Genomic DNA, 20,927 nt, shown 5'->3' on the forward strand with positions numbered 1-20,927 from the left:
GATTATAATTTAACTACGTTGGCTGCTTGAGGCCCGCGGTTGCCTTCCACAATTTCGAAAGAAACTTCTTGACCTTCTTCTAAAGACTTGAAACCATCGCCTTGAATTGCTGAAAAGTGTACGAATACATCGTCTCCGCCTTCCACTTCAATAAAGCCGAATCCTTTTTCGTTGTTGAACCATTTAACTTTACCATTTTGCATATTCTTCTAATCCTCCTAAATCGATCAAGCACCATGGTGCTTATGGAAAATAGTTTTCAATGAAATGGTGATATCCAATGCTTCAGCACTAAAAATCGCTCCACTTCAATGATGTCTTTACTATACAATATGGAGATTTTAGAGTCAACATCATCAAAATGAATTTAGTGGAATTTTTAAAAAATTGTTTCAGCTGACTGTGGCTGCAGGATAATTTGAAATTATATCCCCTCAGATGGTTGACAATAATTGAATTAGGAAATAAAATTTGCACTAAGGAAACTTTTATTGCATAAGGTAAAAAATATTACTTAATTAAAAATAAGTTGCTTATGTAAAAAAAGGTGAACATATGTAAAATTATTGAATAGAATTGAATTAACGAAAATCAAACGTGAGAAAGGAGAGTACACATGAACAAAAAAGTAATGTCACTGATAGGAATGATTGCGATCTTAATGGGAGGACTTATTCTTTCCGGGTGTAGAGCGGCCGTGAGTGAAACTCCGAATAATAAAGTAATTGTCACCACAACAATCGGCCAAATTGGTGATGCTGTAAAAAATATCGGAGGAGAGCATGTAGAAGTTCACAGTTTAATGGGACCTGGTGTAGATCCTCACTTATATAAAGCTAAGCAATCGGATATCGGAAAACTGCAAGAAGCAGATATCATTTTCTACAGCGGATTGCATTTAGAAGGTAAGATGCTTGAAATATTTGAGAAGATGAATGAAGAAAAACCAACATATGCTATTGCCGACAGTATCCCTAAGGATAAATTAAGAAAGGATGCAGCAGATAATACGGCAATGGACCCTCATGTCTGGTTTGACATAGACTTATGGAAAATAGCTTTAGAGCAGGTACGGGACGGATTAATCGAGAAAGATCCCGCACACAAAGAAGACTACATTCGAAATACGGAAAAATACTTTTCCGAATTAGATGAATTGAAAAAATATGCTGAGCAAGAGATGAAAAAGATTCCTGAGGAACAGAGAGTACTGGTCACAGCTCACGATGCGTTCAATTATTTTGGCGCAAAGTATGACCTTCAAGTGAAGGGACTGCAAGGTTTAAGTACAGATGCAGAATATGGCCTGGGAGATGTTCAATCACTTGTGAACACGCTGGTTGACAGAAATATTAAAGCTGTATTCGTAGAATCAAGCATCTCGGAGAAATCAATCAATGCCGTTATTGCAGGGGCAGAGGATAAAGGCCATGAAGTAAGTATCGGCGGTGAGCTATTCTCGGATGCCATGGGGAAAGATGGAACAGATGAAGGTACGTATATAGGCATGTACCGCCATAATGTAGATACAATTGTTGATGCATTAAAGTAAAGGTTGGAGGAGGGAATAACATGAATTCAGTGGACGTATTTGGTTTGACAGTTGCCTATCATAGAAAACCGGTGCTAATGGATGTGGGATTTTCAGTGCCTAAAGGTAAACTCATCGGGATCGTCGGTCCAAATGGAGCAGGGAAATCTACCTTGATAAAAGCGATCTTAGGATTGGTTCCCCGGTCTTCGGGAGATATTAAAATATTCGATAAACCTTATTCATCAAAGAGTAAAATGGTAGGGTATGTTCCTCAACGTGGATCCGTCGATTGGGACTTCCCGACAAATGCCCTCGATGTTGTCCTGATGGGAAGATATGGACATTTGGGCTGGTTTAAAAGACCATCAAAAAAAGACGCTGCGTATGCAATGGAATGTTTGGATAAAGTAGGAATGACCCAATTTGCATCAAGGCAGATCAGCCAGCTTTCAGGCGGCCAGCAGCAAAGGGTGTTCCTTGCACGGGCGCTGGCACAGGAAGCAGAGGTCTATTTCATGGATGAACCTTTTGTAGGAGTGGATGCAGCAACAGAAAAAGCGATCATTTCTTTATTGATTGAATTAAAAGAACAGGGAAAGACAGTTTTAGTCGTTCATCATGACCTGCAAACTGTCACAGAATATTTTGACTGGACACTGCTCCTTAACAGAAAAACCATCGCATATGGACCGACAGAGGAAGTATTCAATGTTGATAATTTACAACTGACTTACGGAGGAAAGTTATCTTTCCTCGAAAAGGATAAAATGCTGATTCAACCATAAGAAAGAGGTGAGCAAGGTGAATCATTTATGGCAATCGATTGCAACAGACGGAAATACTCAATGGGTATTATTCAGCACATTATTATTGGGGATAGCAAGCGGGGTATTAGGGAGTTTTGCCCTATTAAGAAAGCAGAGTTTAATAGGGGATGCCGTAGCCCATGCAGCTCTCCCCGGAATTTGTTTTGCTTTTATGTTCATTGGTGAGAAGAACTTCTTCGTATTATTAACGGGTGCAGCTGCAACCGGATTGCTTGCAGCTTATACGATTCAATTGATTACCAATACCACGAGAATCAAGGAAGATACTGCAATTTGTTTGGTACTATCAGTATTTTTCGGATTAGGTATCGTACTTCTGACGAAGGTTGCCCAGATGCCAACTGGCAACCAAAGCGGATTGGATGATTTTATCTTCGGTCAGGCTGCTTCGCTTGTGGGAAGGGATGTTCAGTTGATGGGGCTGACAGCTGCTGCATTGATCATCATCACAACGTTGTTATTCAAAGAGTTTAAAGTCAGTACATTTGACCCGCAATTTGCAAAGGGAATCGGGCTTCCAGTTGGTTTCCTGAATTTCTGGTTCGTTTCACTTTTAGTTATTACCGTCGTCATCGGTATTCAGGCCGTAGGGGTGATTCTAATGGCAGCCTTGCTGATCACACCTTCGATATCAGCCAGATACTGGACGGATTCATTGAGCACGATGGTTTTCATTTCGGGAGTAATCGGAGGTATATCGGGTGCAACGGGGACGCTGATCAGTACTATGGGAAAGGGTTTATCGACCGGTCCTTTCATCGTATTGACCGCTACTGCCATTTTCATCGTCTCTCTGCTGTTTTCGCCAAATAGAGGATTGATTTCAATTTTTATGAGAAGAGCAAGGAATGATGATCGCCTGGCCATTCGTTTCATATTGAAAAAAGTCTATGAAATGGGCGGAGAATCAATAAATGAAAGAAATCTTTGGCGGATATCCGCCATTTCAAAGATGCGCTTCACCCGAGTAATGAAACAACTTGTTAAGAATGGCTATATTATGAACCCTGGTGGGGTCATTACCATTACCGATTCCGGTTCAATAAAAGCGGAGCAATTCAGATTTGTAGATGAATTGATTGAATTGAAAGAAATGTATCCGGGAGAATTGGGCTCCCTTGACATCAATTGGATTGAAAACCAAGAAGAAGGGGCCATTTCGGGCGACCAACTTAAAAAGCTTCAATTGAAGATGACCGAGGTTTATAGTCAAAATCCTTTTTTAAACATTAAAGTGCGTGCAGGAAGAGGGGGACAGGGATATGAGCTATGAACTTTGGATTCTTCTCACTGGAAGTCTAGTAGGACTATCTTGCGGGGTGGTCGGCTGTTTCCTGATCCTGAGGAAAATGTCTATGTTAGCCGATGCAATCAGCCATACGGTTCTTCTTGGTCTGGTTATGGCTTTTATCGTCAGCCAAAGCATGAATGGTTTCTATATGCTGATAGGAGCAGCCGCTGTTGGATTATTGACAACTTTCATCGTCCAGCTATTAAACTCTGGCGGGATCCAGGAAGATGCAGCTATCGGAGTGGTGTTCACTTCTCTGTTTGCTTTAGGTGTCATTCTCATTTCCCTATTCGCTAAGAACGTTCATCTGGATGTCGAGCATGCATTAATGGGAGAGATTGCATTTGTTCCGTGGAATACACTCTCCTTACCTTTTCTGGGGTCAGTGCCTAAATCAGTTGTCATGCTTGGCTCTATCCTTATTATTGATGTTGCAGTCATATTGCTGTTGTTCAAGGAGTTTAAACTAACCTCTTTTGATCCAAGCATGGCAGCTGCGATCGGTATACCTGTTTTAGCCATTCATTATATCCTGATGGGGCTGGTTTCAGTGACAACTGTATCTGCATTCGACAGTGTCGGTGCCATTCTGGTTGTTGCCATGTTGATCGCTCCCGGGGCTACAGCGTATTTACTGACAGACAGATATAATGTAATGCTGTTGTTAAGCGGATGTATCGGTATCTTCGACAGTGCAGCCGGATATTACGGTGCAAAGATGTTCGATGTATCCATTTCGGGAGCGATGGCAGTGGCTGCCGGCATCGTATTTCTCATCGTCTGGATGGTATCACCAAAGTATGGGCTGGTATTTAAATTCCTGAATCACAGAAGACTTACTGAAGAATGATCTAAAGTCTTCGGGTTGTATTCATTCTGTTCTTATAGTAAACTTTTATTGATATTCATGGGAATTTGGAGGGTGCAGAATGCCTACACCAAGTATGGAAGATTATATAGAACAGATTTATTTGTTGATTGAGAATAAAGGGTATGCCAGAGTGTCAGATATAGCAGAAGCTTTATCCGTACACCCCTCCTCAGTGACAAAGATGGTTCAGAAATTAGATAAAGATGATTATCTGATATATGAGAAATATCGTGGGCTCGTACTGACTCCAAAAGGAAATAAAGTCGGAAAACGCTTAGTTTACAGACATGAACTGCTGGAACAATTCCTCAGGGTCATCGGTGTAAAAGAAGAGCATATATATGAAGATGTTGAAGGCATCGAACATCATTTAAGCTGGGATTCCATCGACCGAATCGGAGACCTCGTACAGTTTTTTGAAGAAGAAGCGAAAAGGCTGGAAGATCTTAGAGATGTGCAAAGTCGAAGCGAATGAAAATAAGGGCTGACCATAACGGTGCAGCCCTTATTTTCTTTTCCCCTTTCGCTGTTCAAAAGATGGTCGGATACCCATCGAAGCTATTATCCGTGCCATGGGATGAAGAAATTTCATATTCCCCCCATTCATTTTCGTGGAGGTCGACACCTTGGAGCAGACCCTCTGAAGCTTCCATAACCGCTTTTCGGTAAGAAATGATCCTTCCTCCTGAAGTTTGGAAACTAATAATATCTCCATGATAGTTACGCTGTACTCTTGTGATTTCCTCCATAATTGAAACTCCTTTTCAAAGATTTATACTAGTAGTATTATCAGAAATAACATTCTTAATAAGGAAAAGATCAACTTGATGTTGAAATTAAGCAGGTAAAAAGAAGGATTTTTCATTTAAATTAAGAATAGAGAAAAGAGAATAAATTTACAGAGGTGTAATATGAGCCAATCTGAATGGCATACAAATGCAAAATCGCGATGGGATACAAACGCAGATAATTGGCACTCAAGAAGCGTTGACATGTGGTTAACCGGAAGCAGAAAGGCCATCATCCCTTTTTTTCTTAAATCCGTTGATAAAGGCAGAATCGTAGGGGACCTGGGATGTGGAGACGGCTACGGATCCTATTTGCTTCATCAAAATGGGTATAACGTCACAGGTATGGACTTCTCTGATAGAATGGTTGAAATAGCAAAAAAACACGAAATGAACAACTTACGATTCATTCAAGGTGATCTTAATAAGCTGCCTTTCGGGGACAATGAACTGGATGCTGTCATGGCGATAAACTCCATTGAATGGACTGAATCACCATTAACGGCACTGCATGAACTTGAAAGAGTGGTAATGAAGGACGGATACATATGTATAGGGCTGCTCGGTCCTACGGCACATCCACGGGAAAATGCTTTTCCACGGCTGCTGGGAGAAGAAGCGATCTGTAACACGATGATGCCTTGGGAATTAGAAAGACTGGCAAAAGATAAAGGGTGGATAAAGGTAGATGAGGAATGGGTCTATAAAAAAGGTGTCTCTCCTTCTCTGACAAAGACGCTGCCCAGTGAGTTGAAACAGGCACTTACGTTCATGACCTTGTTTATGTACAGACTATAAGGGGAAAAAAGCAATCTCTCTCGCTTCACTCAAGTGTAAATTGATATGAAGCATAGACAGGGTTAATTTGACGAAAGGAGAGTTAACATGTTTGATCCAACGGCATTTGACAATTTGAAAGTGGTCGTAGAGGGGGCAGTGTATGACCTGGACCTCTCTGGTGAAATTAACATCCTTGACAGAAGAGATTTATTCGATTTTGCCCATTATGAACGAACCTATCTCATCCAATATAGCTTGCTGAATCAGTCAGAAAGCTCAGTCACCCTTCATCTGAAAGCGGATATGAGTCACTTTATTGCCGAGAGGAAAGGGCTTGCTGATAAGAATCGGGCAGGTGCAGAAATCGAATTTACATACGAAGGAAGCGATAAACTGACTGGTTCGAAAAAAGAGCTTGAATCCGCTTGGGGTGCTGATAAGAGCTGGGAGTGGATGAATATCTCCTCTTCCCTTCGTCCCCCGAGTGTACAAGGCATTCTCCGGTTCAACCGGGTCATTACAGAAGAAATGGTCGATGACATACTTCAAATGGTATCGTTCTCCGCAGAGACACTTGATATATTAGATTGAGGTTATTGTGTAAAAGTTGATAATAAAAAAGAAATAGTATAACCGATTGAGGGGGAATATTTGATGAGGATTGCTTGGGTGACCGATAGTACTGCATATATTGAAGACTTATCTGCATGTAAAGGAAAAGATCTATATGTAGTCCCTATGATCATACTGTTTGGAGATAAAGAATTTAAAGACGGAATCGATCTTACACCTCAACAATTATTCGATAAGTTGAAAGAAGAAAAAGTCGAAGTGAAAACGTCACAGCCATCGATCGGAACGTTTAAGGAATTGTATGAAGAACTTGCAGAAAGCTATGATCACATATTCTCCGTTCATGTTTCATCCCATTTCAGCGGGACATTATCATCTGCACACCAGGCTGCTGAATTACTCAAAGAAAAAGTGCCTTCCATAACATGCATCGATTCGAAGACTTTGACCTACCCATTGACCGAACTCATTGAATATGGTCAAAGCCTTCAAAAGGAAGGAAAATCAATCAAAGAGATTACGGGCGCACTGGAAGATAAGATCAGGACACGGGAAGTGTTTGTCATGGTCGGAAGCCTTGAACAACTCCATAAAAGCGGCAGGATGAACGGCTTATCCTTCTTTTTAGGGAGCATGCTGAATATCAAACCGATTCTTTCAATAGCAGACGGGAAGCTTGAGGTGAAAGATAAAGTTAGAAGCATCAATAAAGGGTTGAGCAAAATGAGCCAAGTGCTTCGGGATGCTTCGCAAACAAAAAATATAAAAAAGGTTTCGATATTGCACGGTTTGAATCATGACGAGGCCGAAGAATGGATGGGACAATTAAAGGCGGACTATCCAGACATGGAATTCGGTGCCTATCCACTCGGGACTGTCATCGATGTTCATGCAGGTGCCAACACAATCGGAATCAGCTGGTCCGAGGAGTTGGAAGGGTAGTCGATATTGAGGTGACATATAAGCTCCATTCTTATATGTCACCTCCTATTTTCTTTTATATGAAGGATTTTTTGATACAATAGGGGTGAAAGGTGATGATGACATGGTCAGACCGGAAGTCGAAGAGTTAATGAGTGCATTGAAAAGAGTATACAAGGATGAATCGACAGGGCATGACTGGTATCACCTTGAACGTGTCAGAAAGAATGCTCTATTGATTGCGAAGAAAGAAAAGGTAACAAATACATATATTATTGAGCTGGCTGCGTTACTTCATGATGTACCTGATGAAAAGCTTGCATCCTCTGAAGAAGAAGGAAACCGTATGCTGAATGGATTCATCTCCTCATTATCATTGGAAAATGATGAGAAAGAGGAGTTAATTGATATCATTTACTCCATCTCCTATAAAGGCGGAAACGAAAAACTGCTGACATCATTCAACGCAAAAATCGTCAGGGATGCCGACAGATTGGATGCCATTGGGGCTATCGGGATCGCCAGGACATTTGCTTACGGGGGAAGTAGGGGTCAGTCCTTATTTGACCCGGACATCGAGATAAGGTCAGATATGACCCTGGAAGAGTATAGAAGCGGAAAAAGTACGAGCATCCATCATTTTCATGAGAAACTATTAAAGTTGAAAAATCTGATGTGTACAGATATGGGAAGAGACCTTGCAGAAGAAAGGCATAAGTATATGCAGGGATTTTTAGAGCAATTCAATAAGGAATGGAATGGTCAAGGATGAGAATGTTAACAGCAGAGAGCTTGTCAAAATCATATGGAGAGAAGACTTTATTTGATGGTATTTCATTTTCCATCACTGAAAAGGAAAGGGTTGGCCTGATCGGTGTCAACGGGACAGGAAAATCAAGTCTGTTAAAGCTGATTGCGGGAATTGAAGAGTATGACAGCGGAGACATCATGGCTCCCGGTGATTATCATATCTCTTATTTATCCCAGGACCCGGAATTCATTGGAGATTTGAGCGTCATCGGGGAAGTTTTCCGCGGAGAGGCAAAAATCATAAAAGCAATGCGGGAATATGAAACAGCTTTAGTGGAAATGGAAAGAAATCCTGAAAGCGAATCCTCACAAGAAAGGTTATTTGAGGCACAGAAACAAATGGATCTTCTGCATGCATGGGAAGCGAATGCAAATGCCAAGGCGATTCTGACGAAATTGGGAATACATGACTTCACAAAAAAAATGAAGGAATTATCAGGAGGACAAAAGAAACGGGTTGCCCTCGCAAGTGTACTCATAGAAACACCTGATCTGCTCATACTCGATGAACCAACCAACCACTTGGATTTTCAGTCCATAAAATGGCTTGAAGATTATTTGTCTAAATATATTGGTTCTGTATTGATTGTGACTCATGACCGGTATTTTTTGGATAACGTCACGAATCGCACTTTTGAGCTGGATGGAGGCAAACTTTACTCCTACAGCGGGAATTATGCTTCGTTCATTGAAGCTAAAGCGATGAGGGAGGAAACCGAGCGTCAGATATCAGAAAAACAGAAGAACCTCTACCGTCGAGAGCTTCAATGGATGAGAAGAGGGGCAAAAGCAAGGACAACAAAGCAGAAAGCAAGGATACAACGCTTCGAAAACCTGGAAGATAATATGACATCGGGGTCGAATAATGCCCAAGTTGAGATGGCCATCGGCGGTGACCGGCTCGGAAAACAGGTCTTTGAATTAAAAAATGCCACTAAATCCTTCGCTGAAAAAGTCATTTTGAAGGACTTCAATTACTTGATCAAGCCCGGTGACCGAATTGGTGTAGTCGGTAAAAACGGAAGTGGAAAGTCGACATTCCTAAACCTGCTTGCTGGCATGGATGTGCTCGATACTGGAGAGCTGACTAAAGGATTGACCGTTAAAATCGCATATTACACCCAGAATCATGAGGAATTGGATGAAAATATGCGAATGATTGAATATATAAGGGAAGCCGGTGAATTCATCACCACTGATAAAGGGGAAAGAATTTCTGTCACTTCCATGCTTGAGCGGTTTCTCTTTCCGATGAGCACTCATGGTACACTTATTCGCAAATTATCCGGAGGAGAGAAAAGAAGACTTTTTTTATTGAAGTTGTTAATGAGTAAACCGAACGTCCTTCTGCTCGATGAACCAACAAACGATCTTGATACAGAAACACTGACGGTACTCGAAGATTATATTAATGATTTTTCCGGAGTTGTAGTGACTGTATCACATGACCGTTATTTCCTGGACAAGACTGCCGGGCAGCTGCTTGTATTTAACGGGGAAGGTGAGATTGGATTATATTTTGGGGAATATACAACGTACTTGGAAGAAGTTGTATCTGAGAGTAAAAAGCAGGCTTCTGAGAAGAAGCAGGACACAGTCTCTATACAGACTTCTCCACAACCAGAAAAAGAGAAAAAAAAGCTATCCTATATGGAAAAGCGTGAGTGGGATGAAATTGAAGGTAATATTGCTTCAATAGAAGAGAAATTGGAAAATGTGCAAGCAGAACTTCAATCTGTCGGGAGTAATTTCGAGCTCGCACAGGAATTGATGAATGAAAGCCAAAGATTAAACGATGAGCTTGAACATTTAATAGAAAGATGGAGTTATCTTTCGGAATATGCTGATTAAATTAAAGCCCTTTGTTTTTTTGCAGTGGAATATCTGTGTTATCATGAAATAAACAAGTGTTGGCAGAAAGGGGTTTCAATGTGAAAATCAAATCGATTGAACCTACCCCCAGCCCGAATACAATGAAGGTTCTCCTGGATAGGGAGCTTGAAGCTGGGAAGAGCAATAATTATAAAAAAGATCAGATGGAAGGTGCACCATCCATCATTAAAGAGATACTTGGAATTGAAGGAATCAAAGGAGTTTATCACGTTGCAGATTTCCTTGCAGTTGAACGGAATGCAAAATTTGACTGGCAGGAGCTCCTTCCACAAGTTCGAAAGGCATTTGGGGAAGAAACTCAAGATACAGCGAATCAGTCCAGGATGGAAGAGCATTACGGCGAAGTGAATGTTGCCGTGCAGATGTTTAAAGGGGTTCCGATGCAAGTGAAGGTGACTGACGGGGAAGAAGAGAAGAGGTTTTCTTTGCCCGGGGCATTTATGGAAGCTTTATCGAATGCCCAGCAGGAAGGAGACAATGTCGTACTTCTAAGAAAGTGGAAAGACCACGGAGTAAGGTATGGTGATCTCGATGAAATCGGCAATGATGTCGTGGATGAACTGATCGCTTCCTACCCTGCTTCGAGGTTGGAAGACTTGGCTCATCAGGCAGGGGAAAGCCGTTCTGACTCACAACCTGTTCGGCGCAAAAAGCAGAAAATCACATTGGATGATTTACATGCACCCGACTGGCAAACCAGATATCAGAAGCTTGAAGCAATGGAAGACCCGACCATCGGGGACCTGCCGCTTTTGGAGAAAGCACTGGAAGATGAAAAAGTTTCTATCAGGCGCTTGGCAGTAGTCTATCTAGGGATGATTGAAGACGAGAAAGTACTGCCGCTCTTATATAGGGGATTGCAGGATAAATCTGCTTCTGTACGTCGTACAGCAGGTGACTGCTTATCCGATCTCGGATTCAAGCAAGCGATGCACGCAATGGTGCATGCCCTGGAAGACAAGAGTAAACTGGTCAGATGGCGCGCAGCGATGTTCTTGTACGAAGAAGGCGATGAATCCGTGATTCCTGGCTTGAAGAATGCAGAAAACGACCCGGAATTTGAAGTGAAGTTACAAGTTAAAATGGCTATCGAACGTATTGAAGGCGGAGAAGAAGCAAAAGGCTCTGTATGGAAACAAATGACGGAAGCTCGAATGCAAGACTGACGGAATTTCAGGGAAATAAGATATAAGGAGGAATACAGGATGTCAATGGCATATGAAGAGTATATGAGACAACTGGTAAAACCGATGAGACAGGAGCTTGCGCAAGCAGGTTTCAGGGAACTGATCACAGATGAAGATGTGGTGGAATTTATGGGAAATGCAGAAGGAACGACATTGGTCGTCGTGAATTCTGTCTGCGGCTGTGCCGCCGGACTTGCACGCCCTGCAGCTACTCAATCCGTAATGAATAACGACAAGACCCCTGATCAGCTTGTGACTGTATTTGCAGGTCAGGATAAAGAAGCAACAATGAAAATGAGAGAATACTTTGATGGTTATGAGCCCTCTTCACCTTCAATGGCATTGTTAAGAGGAAGTAAAGTTGTTCATTTCATTCCAAGAGAAGAAATCGAGGATCATGACATTTCAGCCATTATCTCAAACTTGACTTCTGCATTTGACGATCATTGCTGAAAAATAGAAGAATCACATGGGGAACTCTTAATGGGTTCCCTATTTCTATGGTATGATGGAAAGAATGAGCAGAATAAAAAGGAGACAACAATTGTGTTTGTAACGACATGTGGCAGAGCAAACGGGAATGTTATCCAAGAGGCATTGCGAATCGCTTCTGAACTGAACATTCCATATATAGAACGGGGAATAAAATCTCTCATTTATCTTATGGAAAAACAAGATCAAGATTGCCTTATGGTCGGTAAAGCGCGACTGGAGCTTCATAAGAAAGAAAAGGATAAAGAACCTTTTTTCTTTCATCCGAACTCAGCCTCATTCAGAATTAAAAGATTAATGCGCGGGGAAAATGATCCGATGGTGGAAGCTGCAGGACTCAAGCAAGGAATGAGCTTCCTTGATTGTACACTTGGACTTGCATCGGACAGCATTATCGCCAGTCACATTATCGGCCCAGAAGGATCTATTAAAGGAATGGAAGCAAATAAGTATATTGCCGCTATCATTGCAGAGGGATTGAAGAATTGGACGTCGCCTCTTACAGAGCTAAACGAAGCGATGAAAAGAGTAGAAATGTCGCAGGGGAATTTTGAAAATGCTTTAAGGGAAAGTGCCGATAAATCAAATGATGTAGTCTATTTCGATCCCATGTTTGAAGAAGGTCTGACTGATTCAACGGGAATAAATCCAATCAGAAATTGGGCTTCCTATACACCACTGACAAAAGAAGTGATTGCAGAGGCAAAACGGGTGGCCAGGTATAAGGTAGTTATGAAAAATCATTATCAATCGCCACTTTTTGAGCAACACGGTTTTGAAGTGATAAAAAGACCATCAGCCAAGTTTCATTTCGGAGTTATTAAGTTGTAAAGCAATAAAAAGACAGGCCACATGGATGAGCCTGTCTGCCTTTTAGATTAGTCTGTAAAACCTAATACTACGAAATAACCTAATAGAAGTAAGTAACCAATATTTATCATAATTCCAGTATCCATTTAGTTATCCTCCTAACGAAATATCCTCTATAATATACTACCACATAAATATTTTTATATCCTACAAAAAAATGAAACCTTTTTCACTTTTTGACCGTAATAAATAGTATAATTATAGAAGCATTACATAGGAAAGGACGTTATTTATGGCAATCTGGCTCAAAAAGTCGTTTTTTGTACTTATATCGATCCTTACATTCGGACTGGTTACTCCCTCTCAAGCTTTCCTGAATGAAGAAGGACAGGCCCTTGCAAAAAGCAGTGGAAAAGCCTCTACAGTGGAAAGAGCAGAAGAAGATGTTATGGAAGAAGAGTCCCTCTTTACCAGAGAGGATTTTCTGGAGCATATCATGGAGCAGGCAGAACAAAATGCCTATATGAAATTTGGTACGAAGATCAAGCCGGCAATAGAAGTCGAATTTAGGACCGTAATCCTTCCAAAGATGGAATATGCAATAGAGCAAACCTCTTTGCAGTATGGAGATGATGATCTATCAAATCTGGTGATCTCAGAAGTGCCGCAATATGCAAAGACGGAAAAAATCTTTCACATTTATGATAAAAGATCAGGTGAGGATATCATCCGCTTTCATGTAAGAAAGGATCATCCGCCTAAAGCCGGATATTATTTTAACTTTCACTATCATACTGTTCATGATGATTTTCAGGCACACCATGATTTAGGAAGCATCTTTTGGGCTAAAAACACTCCGCCGCAGTGGATGAGTGTATCATAATCTACCTATACATATGACAGGCACACTCCTTTGTGTGCTTGTTTTTTTGTCCAGCTCCAGCCGCCAAGCCCTCGAGGTGTTTCGGTCCGCCCATTGAAGCAAAAGAGCGGATTCTCTAATCAGCCAATGCTCCCCGGGGCAGAGAAAGGCGCTCTCGCTTTTCTTATAGAAAGAATGGTTACTGTATCCATAAAGCTCGGAATTGGAAGGAATCCATCCTAAAAGTCCGGTTGATATTATGGTAGAATAGTATTATCTAAGCACTTCTCGATTACGGAGGTTCTTTACATGAAACGTGCATCCATTCTCCTCCTCATTATTACAGGTTCTTTCATTATCTGGAAGCAAACACAGGCAAGTTACAGCGGAATTCTATTAAAACACTCTTCCATACAATCCACTATGCAGCTGCATTCACAAGAACAGTTGGAAAACATTGTCCTGCTTCCGGAGACCGACTTTGACAAAAGCGAGGCGAAAGGCATTATAGGAAGGCTCGATCATATCCCGCCACATTTACTGAGTGCGGTAGAAAACCAGGAAATAAAAGTGAGATTGTTCGAAAAAAAACTAACCGACTTTTCTTCCACCAGCCACTTGAAAGGTGTAACTCCTAGAGGGTACACTAATAAAAGTACTACGTGGGATGACTTGCCGGGTATCGGTGGATCTAAGCTTGTCCTTATAAAAATCGGTCATAGCCAAAGGGGTATGGGCCATGACTCCATCAATCTGGAATTACATGAACTTGCCCACAGCATCGACAGATATATCGTCAATGATCCTTATTCAGAAATGGCTTTTATGCAGGTTTGGAAAAGGGAAGCCCCTCTCTTATTCCCCGGTCAATCATACTTCATTGATTACCAGGAAGAATATTATGCCGAAACATTTGCCATGTATTATTTCAGTTCCGACTCAAGGAATCTATTAAAAAGAAAAGCTCCATCCACTTATCAATATTTTAAGTCGCTTAACTGAAAACAAAAGGCGGTTTGAATTGAAAAGACAGCAGAAGATCTATCTTCTGCTGTAAGCACTATAAGATACATACTAGAAAAAGTAAAAGAAAGAAGGAGTGATGAAGTTGATGCATCCTGAAAACGCTTATCTGGATATGTGCCGGCATGTCCTGGAGAATGGCTTCAAAAAAGAGGATCGAACAGGGACCGGCACACTCTCGGTCTTTGGTTATCAGATGAGGTTTGATCTAAGCAAAGGTTTCCCGCTGCTGACAACAAAGCGGGTTCCATTCAGGCTCGTGGCAAGTGAATTGCTGTGGTTCATCAAAGGAGACACGAATATTCGTTATTTGCTTCAGCACAACAACAATATCTGGAATGAATGGGCTTTTAAAAATTGGGTGGAAAGTTCGGAGTATTCCGGTCCAGATATGAATGATTTTGGGCTCAGAAGCCAGCAGGATGAAGAATTTAATCAGCAGTATCAACGGGAAATGAAGCACTTTAAAGAGCGTGTCTTAAATGATGGGGAATTTGCTTCTAAATACGGAGAGTTAGGGCCGGTTTACGGTAAACAATGGAGAGCTTGGGAAACGACCCGAGGAGGGACGATCGATCAGTTAAAAGAATTGATCGAAGAGATAAAAGTCAATCCTGACTCCAGAAGATTGATACTGTCCAGCTGGTCTCCGGAATTTGTTCCTTTGATGGGTTTACCGCCTTGTCATACACTGTTTCAATTTTATGTGGCGGATGGAAAGTTAAGCTGTCAGCTGTACCAGCGCAGTGGGGATATCTTCCTTGGAATTCCATTCAATATAGCAAGCTATGCCCTCTTGACTCATTTGATCGCACACGAATGCGGACTTGAAGCAGGGGATTTTATCCATACTATAGGAGACGCACATATTTATACCAATCATATTGAACAAATTAACACCCAGCTTGACCGTGAACCGAGAACCTTTCCTCAATTGAAGTTGAACAGTGCGGTGAAATCGGTTTTTGATTTTGAAATGAAGGACATTGGATTGGAAGGGTATGACCCTCATTCTTCCATCAAAGCCCCAGTTGCTGTCTAGTAAGCAAAAGATAAGTCAGTCATTCTTATTGAAAGTCCGGGATGGATTTGCCTGGTGTTTATAGAAAGGGGAAAAGAAGATATGATCTCTTTTATTGTAGCAATGGATTCGAAATCAGCTATTGGGAAACACAATGAGCTTCCTTGGCACCTTCCTGCCGATCTTGCTTTTTTTAAAAAAGTCACAATGGGTAACCCGATCGTGATGGGAAGAAAAACTCATGAATCAATCGGGAAAGCACTGCCGGGAAGAGAGAATATTGTCCTTACAAGAGACAAGGGGTACGAGTCAAAAGATTGTATCATCATTCATTCACCTAAAGAGATTACTGACATTGAAAATCGTTTGGAAGAGGAAATATTTGTGATTGGCGGAGCGGAAATTTTCAGGGAAATGTTTCCGTTTGCCGACCGTCTATATATCACCACGATTGAAGAGGACTTTGGAGGAGATACATTCTTTCCTGCATTCAACCAAGAGGAGTGGGTATTGGTTCGGAAAGAAAAAGGTCCCAGAGATGATAAAAATCCGTATGACTATTACTTCATGATCTATGAACGCAAGCAATGAATAGGGATAAAGAAGGTACTGTCCGCGGACAGTACCTTTCTTGTCAATTACACATATAACAAAATACAAAAATACATGCAGCTGCTTCCTGCCAAAACGAATAAGTGCCAGATGGCATGGTTATAAGGAAGTCTATTCCATATATAGAAGACTGCACCAATCGAATACATGAGGCCCCCTGCTAATAAAAGCAAAAATCCTTCAGCCGTCAAACTTGCATAAAGAGGTTTAATTGCAATAATGACAAGCCAGCCCATCACCAGATAGAAAAGAGTCGATACAATCTGGAATCGCTGAACGAAATAACATTTGAACACGATGCCGATGACCGCAAGTCCCCATACAATTCCGAAAAGGGTCCAGCCCAAGGCACTTCGTACACTTACAAGCATAAGAGGGGTGTATGTGCCTGCAATTAGAATGTAAATCGCTGAATGATCTAGAATGGCGAAAAGATTTTTGATCTTTGACGGTTTAAAACTATGCAGCAGTGTAGAAAACAAATATAGAAGGATCATCGAAGCGCCGAATATGGAAAAGCTGACTATGTGCCATGGCGATCCCTTATCTAAAGAGAAAATGATCAGCATGACCAAAGCGGGGATGCTTAATAACAAACCGATACCGTGAGTAATGGCATTGGCTATTTCTTCTTTCCAATTTGAATAATCAAAGTCATATGTCAAGGAAATACACCCTTTCAGTTAACGTGTGTAAATAGTGTGTACTTATCGTAATCCTCTTTTCCAAATCCTGCAACTAATATGAGGAGTATGCTTGTATTTATATTTATTTTCAGTTAATGTCTTGATAAGAAAAAATTTCTATTTAGAGGTGATCTCATGTGTGGAAGATTTTCGCTGACGACTCCCCTTGAAGAATTGATTAAACAATTTTTAATAGATGATTACATCGATGACGTAACTCCGAGATACAATATTGCACCATCTCAGAGAGTATTATCTTTAATTTCTCATAAGGGTTCACGCAAGGCGGGTGAAACATTGTGGGGGCTAGTTCCGGGGTGGGCGGATAAGAGTAAGTGGAAGCCACTTATCAACGCACGAAGTGAAACACTTCTGGAAAAGCCAAGCTTTCGCTCTCTGGTTCATAAGAAGAGAATGGTCATCTTTACAGATGGATTTTACGAATGGAAGCAGGAGGGCGAAGGGAAAGTTCCCGTCCGCTTCCAGCTCCGAAATGAAAAACCATTTGTATTCGCAGGACTTTGGGATAGAAGCAGTGATGGAAAGGTAACATCCACGATTCTGACAACGAAAGCAAATAACCTCGTACAACCTGTACATAATAGAATGCCTGTCATGCTGAAAGATGATGAAGAGATAGAAAAATGGCTCAACACTGACGAATATTCCTTTGAAGAAGCGTCCAGCATACTGAAATCATTTCCTGAGGAAGAAATGAAAAGTTACAATGTATCCAAACTGGTGAATTCTCCTAAAAATGACAATGAGGAATGTATCAACCCTGCTTGAATATGAATTATATGAGGCATGCTAATCGGGTATCTTAGAATATCTGGTATTGCACATGACTGAAAATCGGAGTGGTATGCAGAGGGATTCAACAACACGATTCCCCGTACATAGAAAAAATAATATTTTTGCAGGATTAGACATATTATGCACGTGATATGCGGTATAATGAGATAAACGGGTATAAAAGAGGATTGATACTTTGCTGACAAAAACCATTGAGTTCAAATCAAAGTATGGAAGGAAAGTCAAAATCTTAGAAGTCCCTGTACTAAAGGAAGACAGCCCGCTCTATTTTAGCGTCAATCTTAAACTGAATGTGTTCATTTCAAAAATCCTGGAAGAACAAACCCGCAAAACGGCATACAGTTTCAGAGACTACTTAAAACGCACGATGAAATGGTCAGATTACGAGCAAATTTATCACTGTGAAGAATTGAGAAATAATGCATGATCCAATCCACCTGGTCAGAGTCCAAAGTTCATCCGAAACTTTGGACTCTGACCTTTTTCTTTTGTACGTGTGGATGACGGCATCAATTAATGATATCTATTTAAATCCTGTCTCTTTAACGTTATAATACAATGGATATGGTAGAAGGATGTGGCGAATTTGACCAAAATAAAAATAGTAACAGATTCAACAGTAGATCTGACAGAAAAAGAAATAAATGACTTGGAAATTCATATTGTTCCCCTTTCGATTACGATCGATGGAGAAACATATTTAGATAGGATTGATTTGACCCCTTCAAGTTTCTTGGAGAAAATGAGAACTTCAGAAGAATTACCTAAAAGTTCACAGCCGCCTGCAGGTGCCTTTCTCGAGATGTTCGATGAATTGGGGAAAGATGGTTCCGAAGTACTTTCGATTCATATGACAGGCAATATGAGCGGGACAGTACGTTCGGCAGAATCAGCAGCGGAAATGTCCTCATCATCGGTAACGGTGGTTGATTCAAGGTTCATTTCCAGGGGACTGGCTTTCCAGGTGATTGAAGCTGCAAAGCTTAGTAAAGAGGGTAAATCCCTTCAAGAGATCCTCCATTCCATTGAAAACATCCGCAACAATACGAATTTGTTCGTAGTCGTCGATACGCTGGAAAACCTTGTGAAAGGGGGAAGGATTGGAAAAGGAAGGGCAATGATCGGATCCCTTCTCAATATCAAGCCGATTGCTTCTTTAGCAGGAGGAGAGTATACTCCTGTGGCAAAAGTACGGAGCCATTCACAGGTTGTAAAATACTTATCATCTCAATTCGTTGAAGATGTCAAGGGCAAAACGATTCGCGGAGTAGGGCTTGTTCATGTAGACGGCCTGAAACTGGCACAGAGTCTCAAGAATAAAATTAAAGAAAAAACAGGATTCGACGATTACGAGATCGCCGATACAACACCTATCATCAGCACCCATACAGGCATTGGGGCGATCGGATTCATGTATTATACAGAATAAAGTAGTTGAACGGCGGGGGCTTGCCCTTCGCCGTTTTTGAACTTTTGGATAATAGATGGGTCTGTGTCCATATTTATGATTCAATTTTTCATTTATTTACATATACTATAGTGTATAAGTGTCAGCTGTCCGGTCAGTTTTGAAATTGTTGCAGAAGTGGCTGGAGTTTACAATTTGTTTATGGATTATTAACATAGGTTTTACGGATATCCAGTAGTGATATAATAAGATTATATAGTAAGCGGGGTGAAGCGGATGAAAAGAATAACATTCTCCATGCTTGCTTTTGTTCTTCTCTTATCTGGCTGTTCAATGGAAGAGGCTGCGGAACATGTAACAAGGGAAGTATCCTTGTGGGATAAAGAAAACCCAAACGAAAACTTCATACCAAAAAACTTGAAAATCGTTTCAATCGGTGATTCTCTTACTCAAGGTGTAGGGGACAGTACGAAAAATGGGGGATACGTTCCTTATTTGGAGCATCAGCTCGAAGCCTTGGATGGTATAAATAATGCTCAATTCCATAATTATGGTGTCAGGGGTAATCGTACTGATCAGCTTTTTGAACGGCTGAAAGAAGACAAAGTGAAAAAGTCGATTGAAGAAGCTGATATGGTCATGATCACGATTGGCGGAAACGATGTAATGAAGATCTTCAGGGAAAATTTATCTCATTTAAGCCTGGAAGTATTCCAAGAAGAAAAACGATTGTATCAAAATAGGCTGAATGACATAATGAAAACGATCAAAAGCTACAATCCCGATGCAGGTATTGTTCTTGTAGGACTATATAATCCTTTCAACACCTGGTTTTCCGATATCGATGAAGTGAATCAAATCATCCGTAATTGGAACAGTGCCAGTGAGCAGGTGTTGAGCAGCTATGACAAAACACTGTTTATAAAGATTGATGATTTATTCATCGACAGTGGAGATACCCTGTTATACGAAGATTATTTCCACCCAAACGATGAAGGATATAAATTAATCGCAGAACGGATGTTTACGAGCCTTTCACAAGGGGAAACAATTGCAAGACTGACCAATTAATCATAGTTAGTTAGAAGAGGAGAAGCCAGCATGAAGAACAAATGGAAGGCAGCTTTCTTTGCCTTGTCAGGCGCATTGGCTGCAGGTGCAGTAATTATCCTTATGATGGTGTTTGCTCCTATTAAGGATGATGAGTTACCGGATAATAAAGCAAATAACAATGGAGAAGTCGGATTTGATGTGCGCTCGAATAAACATGACCTCAATCTCATCATTGAGCACTATATTGAAGAAGAAGGACTTAAAGGTCCGGTGGATTATGACGTACAGTTAAAGGATGATGTGGAATTACACGGGTCAGTCCCGGTATTCACTTCCAACATCGACTTTGATCTGAAATTCGAACCTCAGGCGTTAAAAAACGGGGATATCCTTCTAAAGCAGAAATCGATCTCAGTCGGGTCCCTGAACTTGCCTGTTTCTTATGTATTGAAAGTCATCAGGGATTCTTATAACTTCCCTGAATGGGTAAAAATCCAGCCGAATGATGAATTGATCTATGTGTCACTGCAGGATATGGAACTGAAGAGTGATATTAAAGTCAGGGCAAAGGAATTCGATTTAGAAAAAGATAATATCATGTTCCGGCTATTGGTGCCTGTGGATCAAGCTCAATAAGCCAAGGGAAGAGGCTGGGACAAAAGTGTTTTG

Annotated in this window: 25 protein-coding genes; 22 read left to right on the forward strand and 3 right to left on the reverse strand. The window is 41.0% G+C overall.

From position 1 onward, the window contains the following. Window positions 1–2 precede the first annotated feature (2 nt). Complete coding sequence (gene cspD / locus V6B33_RS15895) at window positions 3–203, reverse strand: cold-shock protein CspD (protein WP_071459908.1); 201 nt, start codon at window positions 201–203, stop codon at window positions 3–5. 413 nt (window positions 204–616) lie between these two features. Between cspD and V6B33_RS15900 the strand changes: the two genes are divergently transcribed. From V6B33_RS15900 to mntR, 5 genes are all read left to right on the forward strand, one after another. Then, window positions 617–1,552 (forward strand): metal ABC transporter solute-binding protein, Zn/Mn family, encoded by a 936-nt coding sequence (locus V6B33_RS15900; RefSeq protein WP_334218734.1) that lies wholly within the window; start codon window positions 617–619, stop codon window positions 1,550–1,552. A gap of 20 nt (window positions 1,553–1,572) precedes the next feature. Further along, window positions 1,573–2,319, forward strand: coding sequence for a metal ABC transporter ATP-binding protein (locus tag V6B33_RS15905; protein ID WP_334218735.1), 747 nt, complete (start codon window positions 1,573–1,575; stop codon window positions 2,317–2,319). A 16-nt stretch (window positions 2,320–2,335) separates the two neighbouring features. Next, on the forward strand, window positions 2,336–3,634 hold the full coding sequence (locus V6B33_RS15910; RefSeq protein WP_334218736.1) for a metal ABC transporter permease: 1,299 nt from the start codon (window positions 2,336–2,338) through the stop codon (window positions 3,632–3,634). Beyond that, a complete protein-coding gene (locus V6B33_RS15915) occupies window positions 3,624–4,502 on the forward strand; it encodes a metal ABC transporter permease (RefSeq protein WP_334218737.1) in 879 nt (292 codons plus the stop codon). Before V6B33_RS15910 ends, V6B33_RS15915 begins: the two co-directional genes overlap by 11 nt. Before the next feature lie 79 nt (window positions 4,503–4,581). Further along, window positions 4,582–4,998, forward strand: a complete 417-nt coding sequence (mntR, locus tag V6B33_RS15920; RefSeq protein WP_334218738.1) for a transcriptional regulator MntR — start codon at window positions 4,582–4,584, stop codon at window positions 4,996–4,998. A gap of 55 nt (window positions 4,999–5,053) precedes the next feature. Here the strand turns inward: mntR and V6B33_RS15925 are convergent, their stop codons facing one another. After that, window positions 5,054–5,272 carry a DUF3892 domain-containing protein gene (locus V6B33_RS15925; protein WP_334218739.1) on the reverse strand — a complete coding sequence of 73 codons (219 nt, stop codon included), beginning with the start codon at window positions 5,270–5,272 and terminating at the stop codon, window positions 5,054–5,056. A 162-nt stretch (window positions 5,273–5,434) separates the two neighbouring features. Between V6B33_RS15925 and V6B33_RS15930 the strand changes: the two genes are divergently transcribed. The 12 genes from V6B33_RS15930 (at window position 5,435) to V6B33_RS15985 (ending at window position 16,274) form a co-directional block, all read left to right on the forward strand. Continuing rightward, complete coding sequence (locus tag V6B33_RS15930) at window positions 5,435–6,109, forward strand: class I SAM-dependent methyltransferase (RefSeq protein ID WP_334218740.1); 675 nt, start codon at window positions 5,435–5,437, stop codon at window positions 6,107–6,109. A gap of 87 nt (window positions 6,110–6,196) precedes the next feature. Next, a complete protein-coding gene (locus V6B33_RS15935) occupies window positions 6,197–6,682 on the forward strand; it encodes a hypothetical protein (RefSeq protein WP_334218741.1) in 486 nt (161 codons plus the stop codon). A gap of 63 nt (window positions 6,683–6,745) precedes the next feature. Then, a complete protein-coding gene (locus V6B33_RS15940; RefSeq protein ID WP_334218742.1) occupies window positions 6,746–7,606 on the forward strand; it encodes a DegV family protein in 861 nt (286 codons plus the stop codon). A 103-nt stretch (window positions 7,607–7,709) separates the two neighbouring features. After that, window positions 7,710–8,357: an HD domain-containing protein gene (locus V6B33_RS15945; RefSeq protein WP_334218743.1), complete on the forward strand. Its 648-nt coding sequence runs from the start codon at window positions 7,710–7,712 to the stop codon at window positions 8,355–8,357. Beyond that, window positions 8,354–10,246, forward strand: a complete 1,893-nt coding sequence (locus V6B33_RS15950; protein ID WP_334218744.1) for an ABC-F family ATP-binding cassette domain-containing protein — start codon at window positions 8,354–8,356, stop codon at window positions 10,244–10,246. Before V6B33_RS15945 ends, V6B33_RS15950 begins: the two co-directional genes overlap by 4 nt. 80 nt (window positions 10,247–10,326) lie before the next feature. Next, complete coding sequence (locus V6B33_RS15955) at window positions 10,327–11,454, forward strand: conserved virulence factor C family protein (protein WP_334218745.1); 1,128 nt, start codon at window positions 10,327–10,329, stop codon at window positions 11,452–11,454. A gap of 39 nt (window positions 11,455–11,493) precedes the next feature. Next, window positions 11,494–11,928: a BrxA/BrxB family bacilliredoxin gene (locus tag V6B33_RS15960; RefSeq protein ID WP_334218746.1), complete on the forward strand. Its 435-nt coding sequence runs from the start codon at window positions 11,494–11,496 to the stop codon at window positions 11,926–11,928. A 93-nt stretch (window positions 11,929–12,021) separates the two neighbouring features. Then, window positions 12,022–12,798: a class I SAM-dependent methyltransferase gene (locus tag V6B33_RS15965; RefSeq protein ID WP_334218747.1), complete on the forward strand. Its 777-nt coding sequence runs from the start codon at window positions 12,022–12,024 to the stop codon at window positions 12,796–12,798. A 271-nt stretch (window positions 12,799–13,069) separates the two neighbouring features. Continuing rightward, a complete protein-coding gene (locus tag V6B33_RS15970) occupies window positions 13,070–13,660 on the forward strand; it encodes a YpjP family protein (protein WP_334218748.1) in 591 nt (196 codons plus the stop codon). A gap of 288 nt (window positions 13,661–13,948) precedes the next feature. After that, on the forward strand, window positions 13,949–14,641 hold the full coding sequence (locus V6B33_RS15975) for an anthrax toxin lethal factor-related metalloendopeptidase (protein WP_334218749.1): 693 nt from the start codon (window positions 13,949–13,951) through the stop codon (window positions 14,639–14,641). A gap of 109 nt (window positions 14,642–14,750) precedes the next feature. Further along, window positions 14,751–15,704: a thymidylate synthase gene (locus V6B33_RS15980; protein ID WP_334218827.1), complete on the forward strand. Its 954-nt coding sequence runs from the start codon at window positions 14,751–14,753 to the stop codon at window positions 15,702–15,704. A gap of 81 nt (window positions 15,705–15,785) precedes the next feature. Then, a complete protein-coding gene (locus V6B33_RS15985; RefSeq protein WP_334218750.1) occupies window positions 15,786–16,274 on the forward strand; it encodes a dihydrofolate reductase in 489 nt (162 codons plus the stop codon). Between the two features lie 47 nt (window positions 16,275–16,321). Here the strand turns inward: V6B33_RS15985 and trhA are convergent, their stop codons facing one another. After that, window positions 16,322–16,960, reverse strand: a complete 639-nt coding sequence (gene trhA / locus V6B33_RS15990; protein ID WP_334218751.1) for a PAQR family membrane homeostasis protein TrhA — start codon at window positions 16,958–16,960, stop codon at window positions 16,322–16,324. Between the two features lie 156 nt (window positions 16,961–17,116). Between trhA and V6B33_RS15995 the strand changes: the two genes are divergently transcribed. The 5 genes from V6B33_RS15995 to V6B33_RS16015 all read left to right on the forward strand — a co-directional run bounded on the left by V6B33_RS15995 (window position 17,117) and on the right by V6B33_RS16015 (window position 20,894). Continuing rightward, the gene (locus tag V6B33_RS15995) at window positions 17,117–17,770 is read left to right on the forward strand and encodes an SOS response-associated peptidase (protein ID WP_334218752.1); all 654 of its coding nucleotides are present in this window, start codon (window positions 17,117–17,119) and stop codon (window positions 17,768–17,770) included. Between the two features lie 202 nt (window positions 17,771–17,972). Further along, on the forward strand, window positions 17,973–18,224 hold the full coding sequence (locus V6B33_RS16000; protein ID WP_334218753.1) for a DUF2535 family protein: 252 nt from the start codon (window positions 17,973–17,975) through the stop codon (window positions 18,222–18,224). Window positions 18,225–18,383: 159 nt separating this feature from the next. Then, window positions 18,384–19,226: a DegV family protein gene (locus tag V6B33_RS16005; RefSeq protein ID WP_334218754.1), complete on the forward strand. Its 843-nt coding sequence runs from the start codon at window positions 18,384–18,386 to the stop codon at window positions 19,224–19,226. Window positions 19,227–19,481: 255 nt separating this feature from the next. Beyond that, complete coding sequence (locus V6B33_RS16010) at window positions 19,482–20,276, forward strand: SGNH/GDSL hydrolase family protein (RefSeq protein WP_334218755.1); 795 nt, start codon at window positions 19,482–19,484, stop codon at window positions 20,274–20,276. Window positions 20,277–20,306: 30 nt separating this feature from the next. Beyond that, the gene (locus V6B33_RS16015) at window positions 20,307–20,894 is read left to right on the forward strand and encodes a YpmS family protein (RefSeq protein WP_334218756.1); all 588 of its coding nucleotides are present in this window, start codon (window positions 20,307–20,309) and stop codon (window positions 20,892–20,894) included. The last annotated feature ends 33 nt before the right edge of the window (window positions 20,895–20,927 follow it).

This window comes from Mangrovibacillus sp. Mu-81 (genome assembly GCF_036867415.1).
Classification (GTDB): domain Bacteria; phylum Bacillota; class Bacilli; order Bacillales; family Bacillaceae_B; genus Rossellomorea.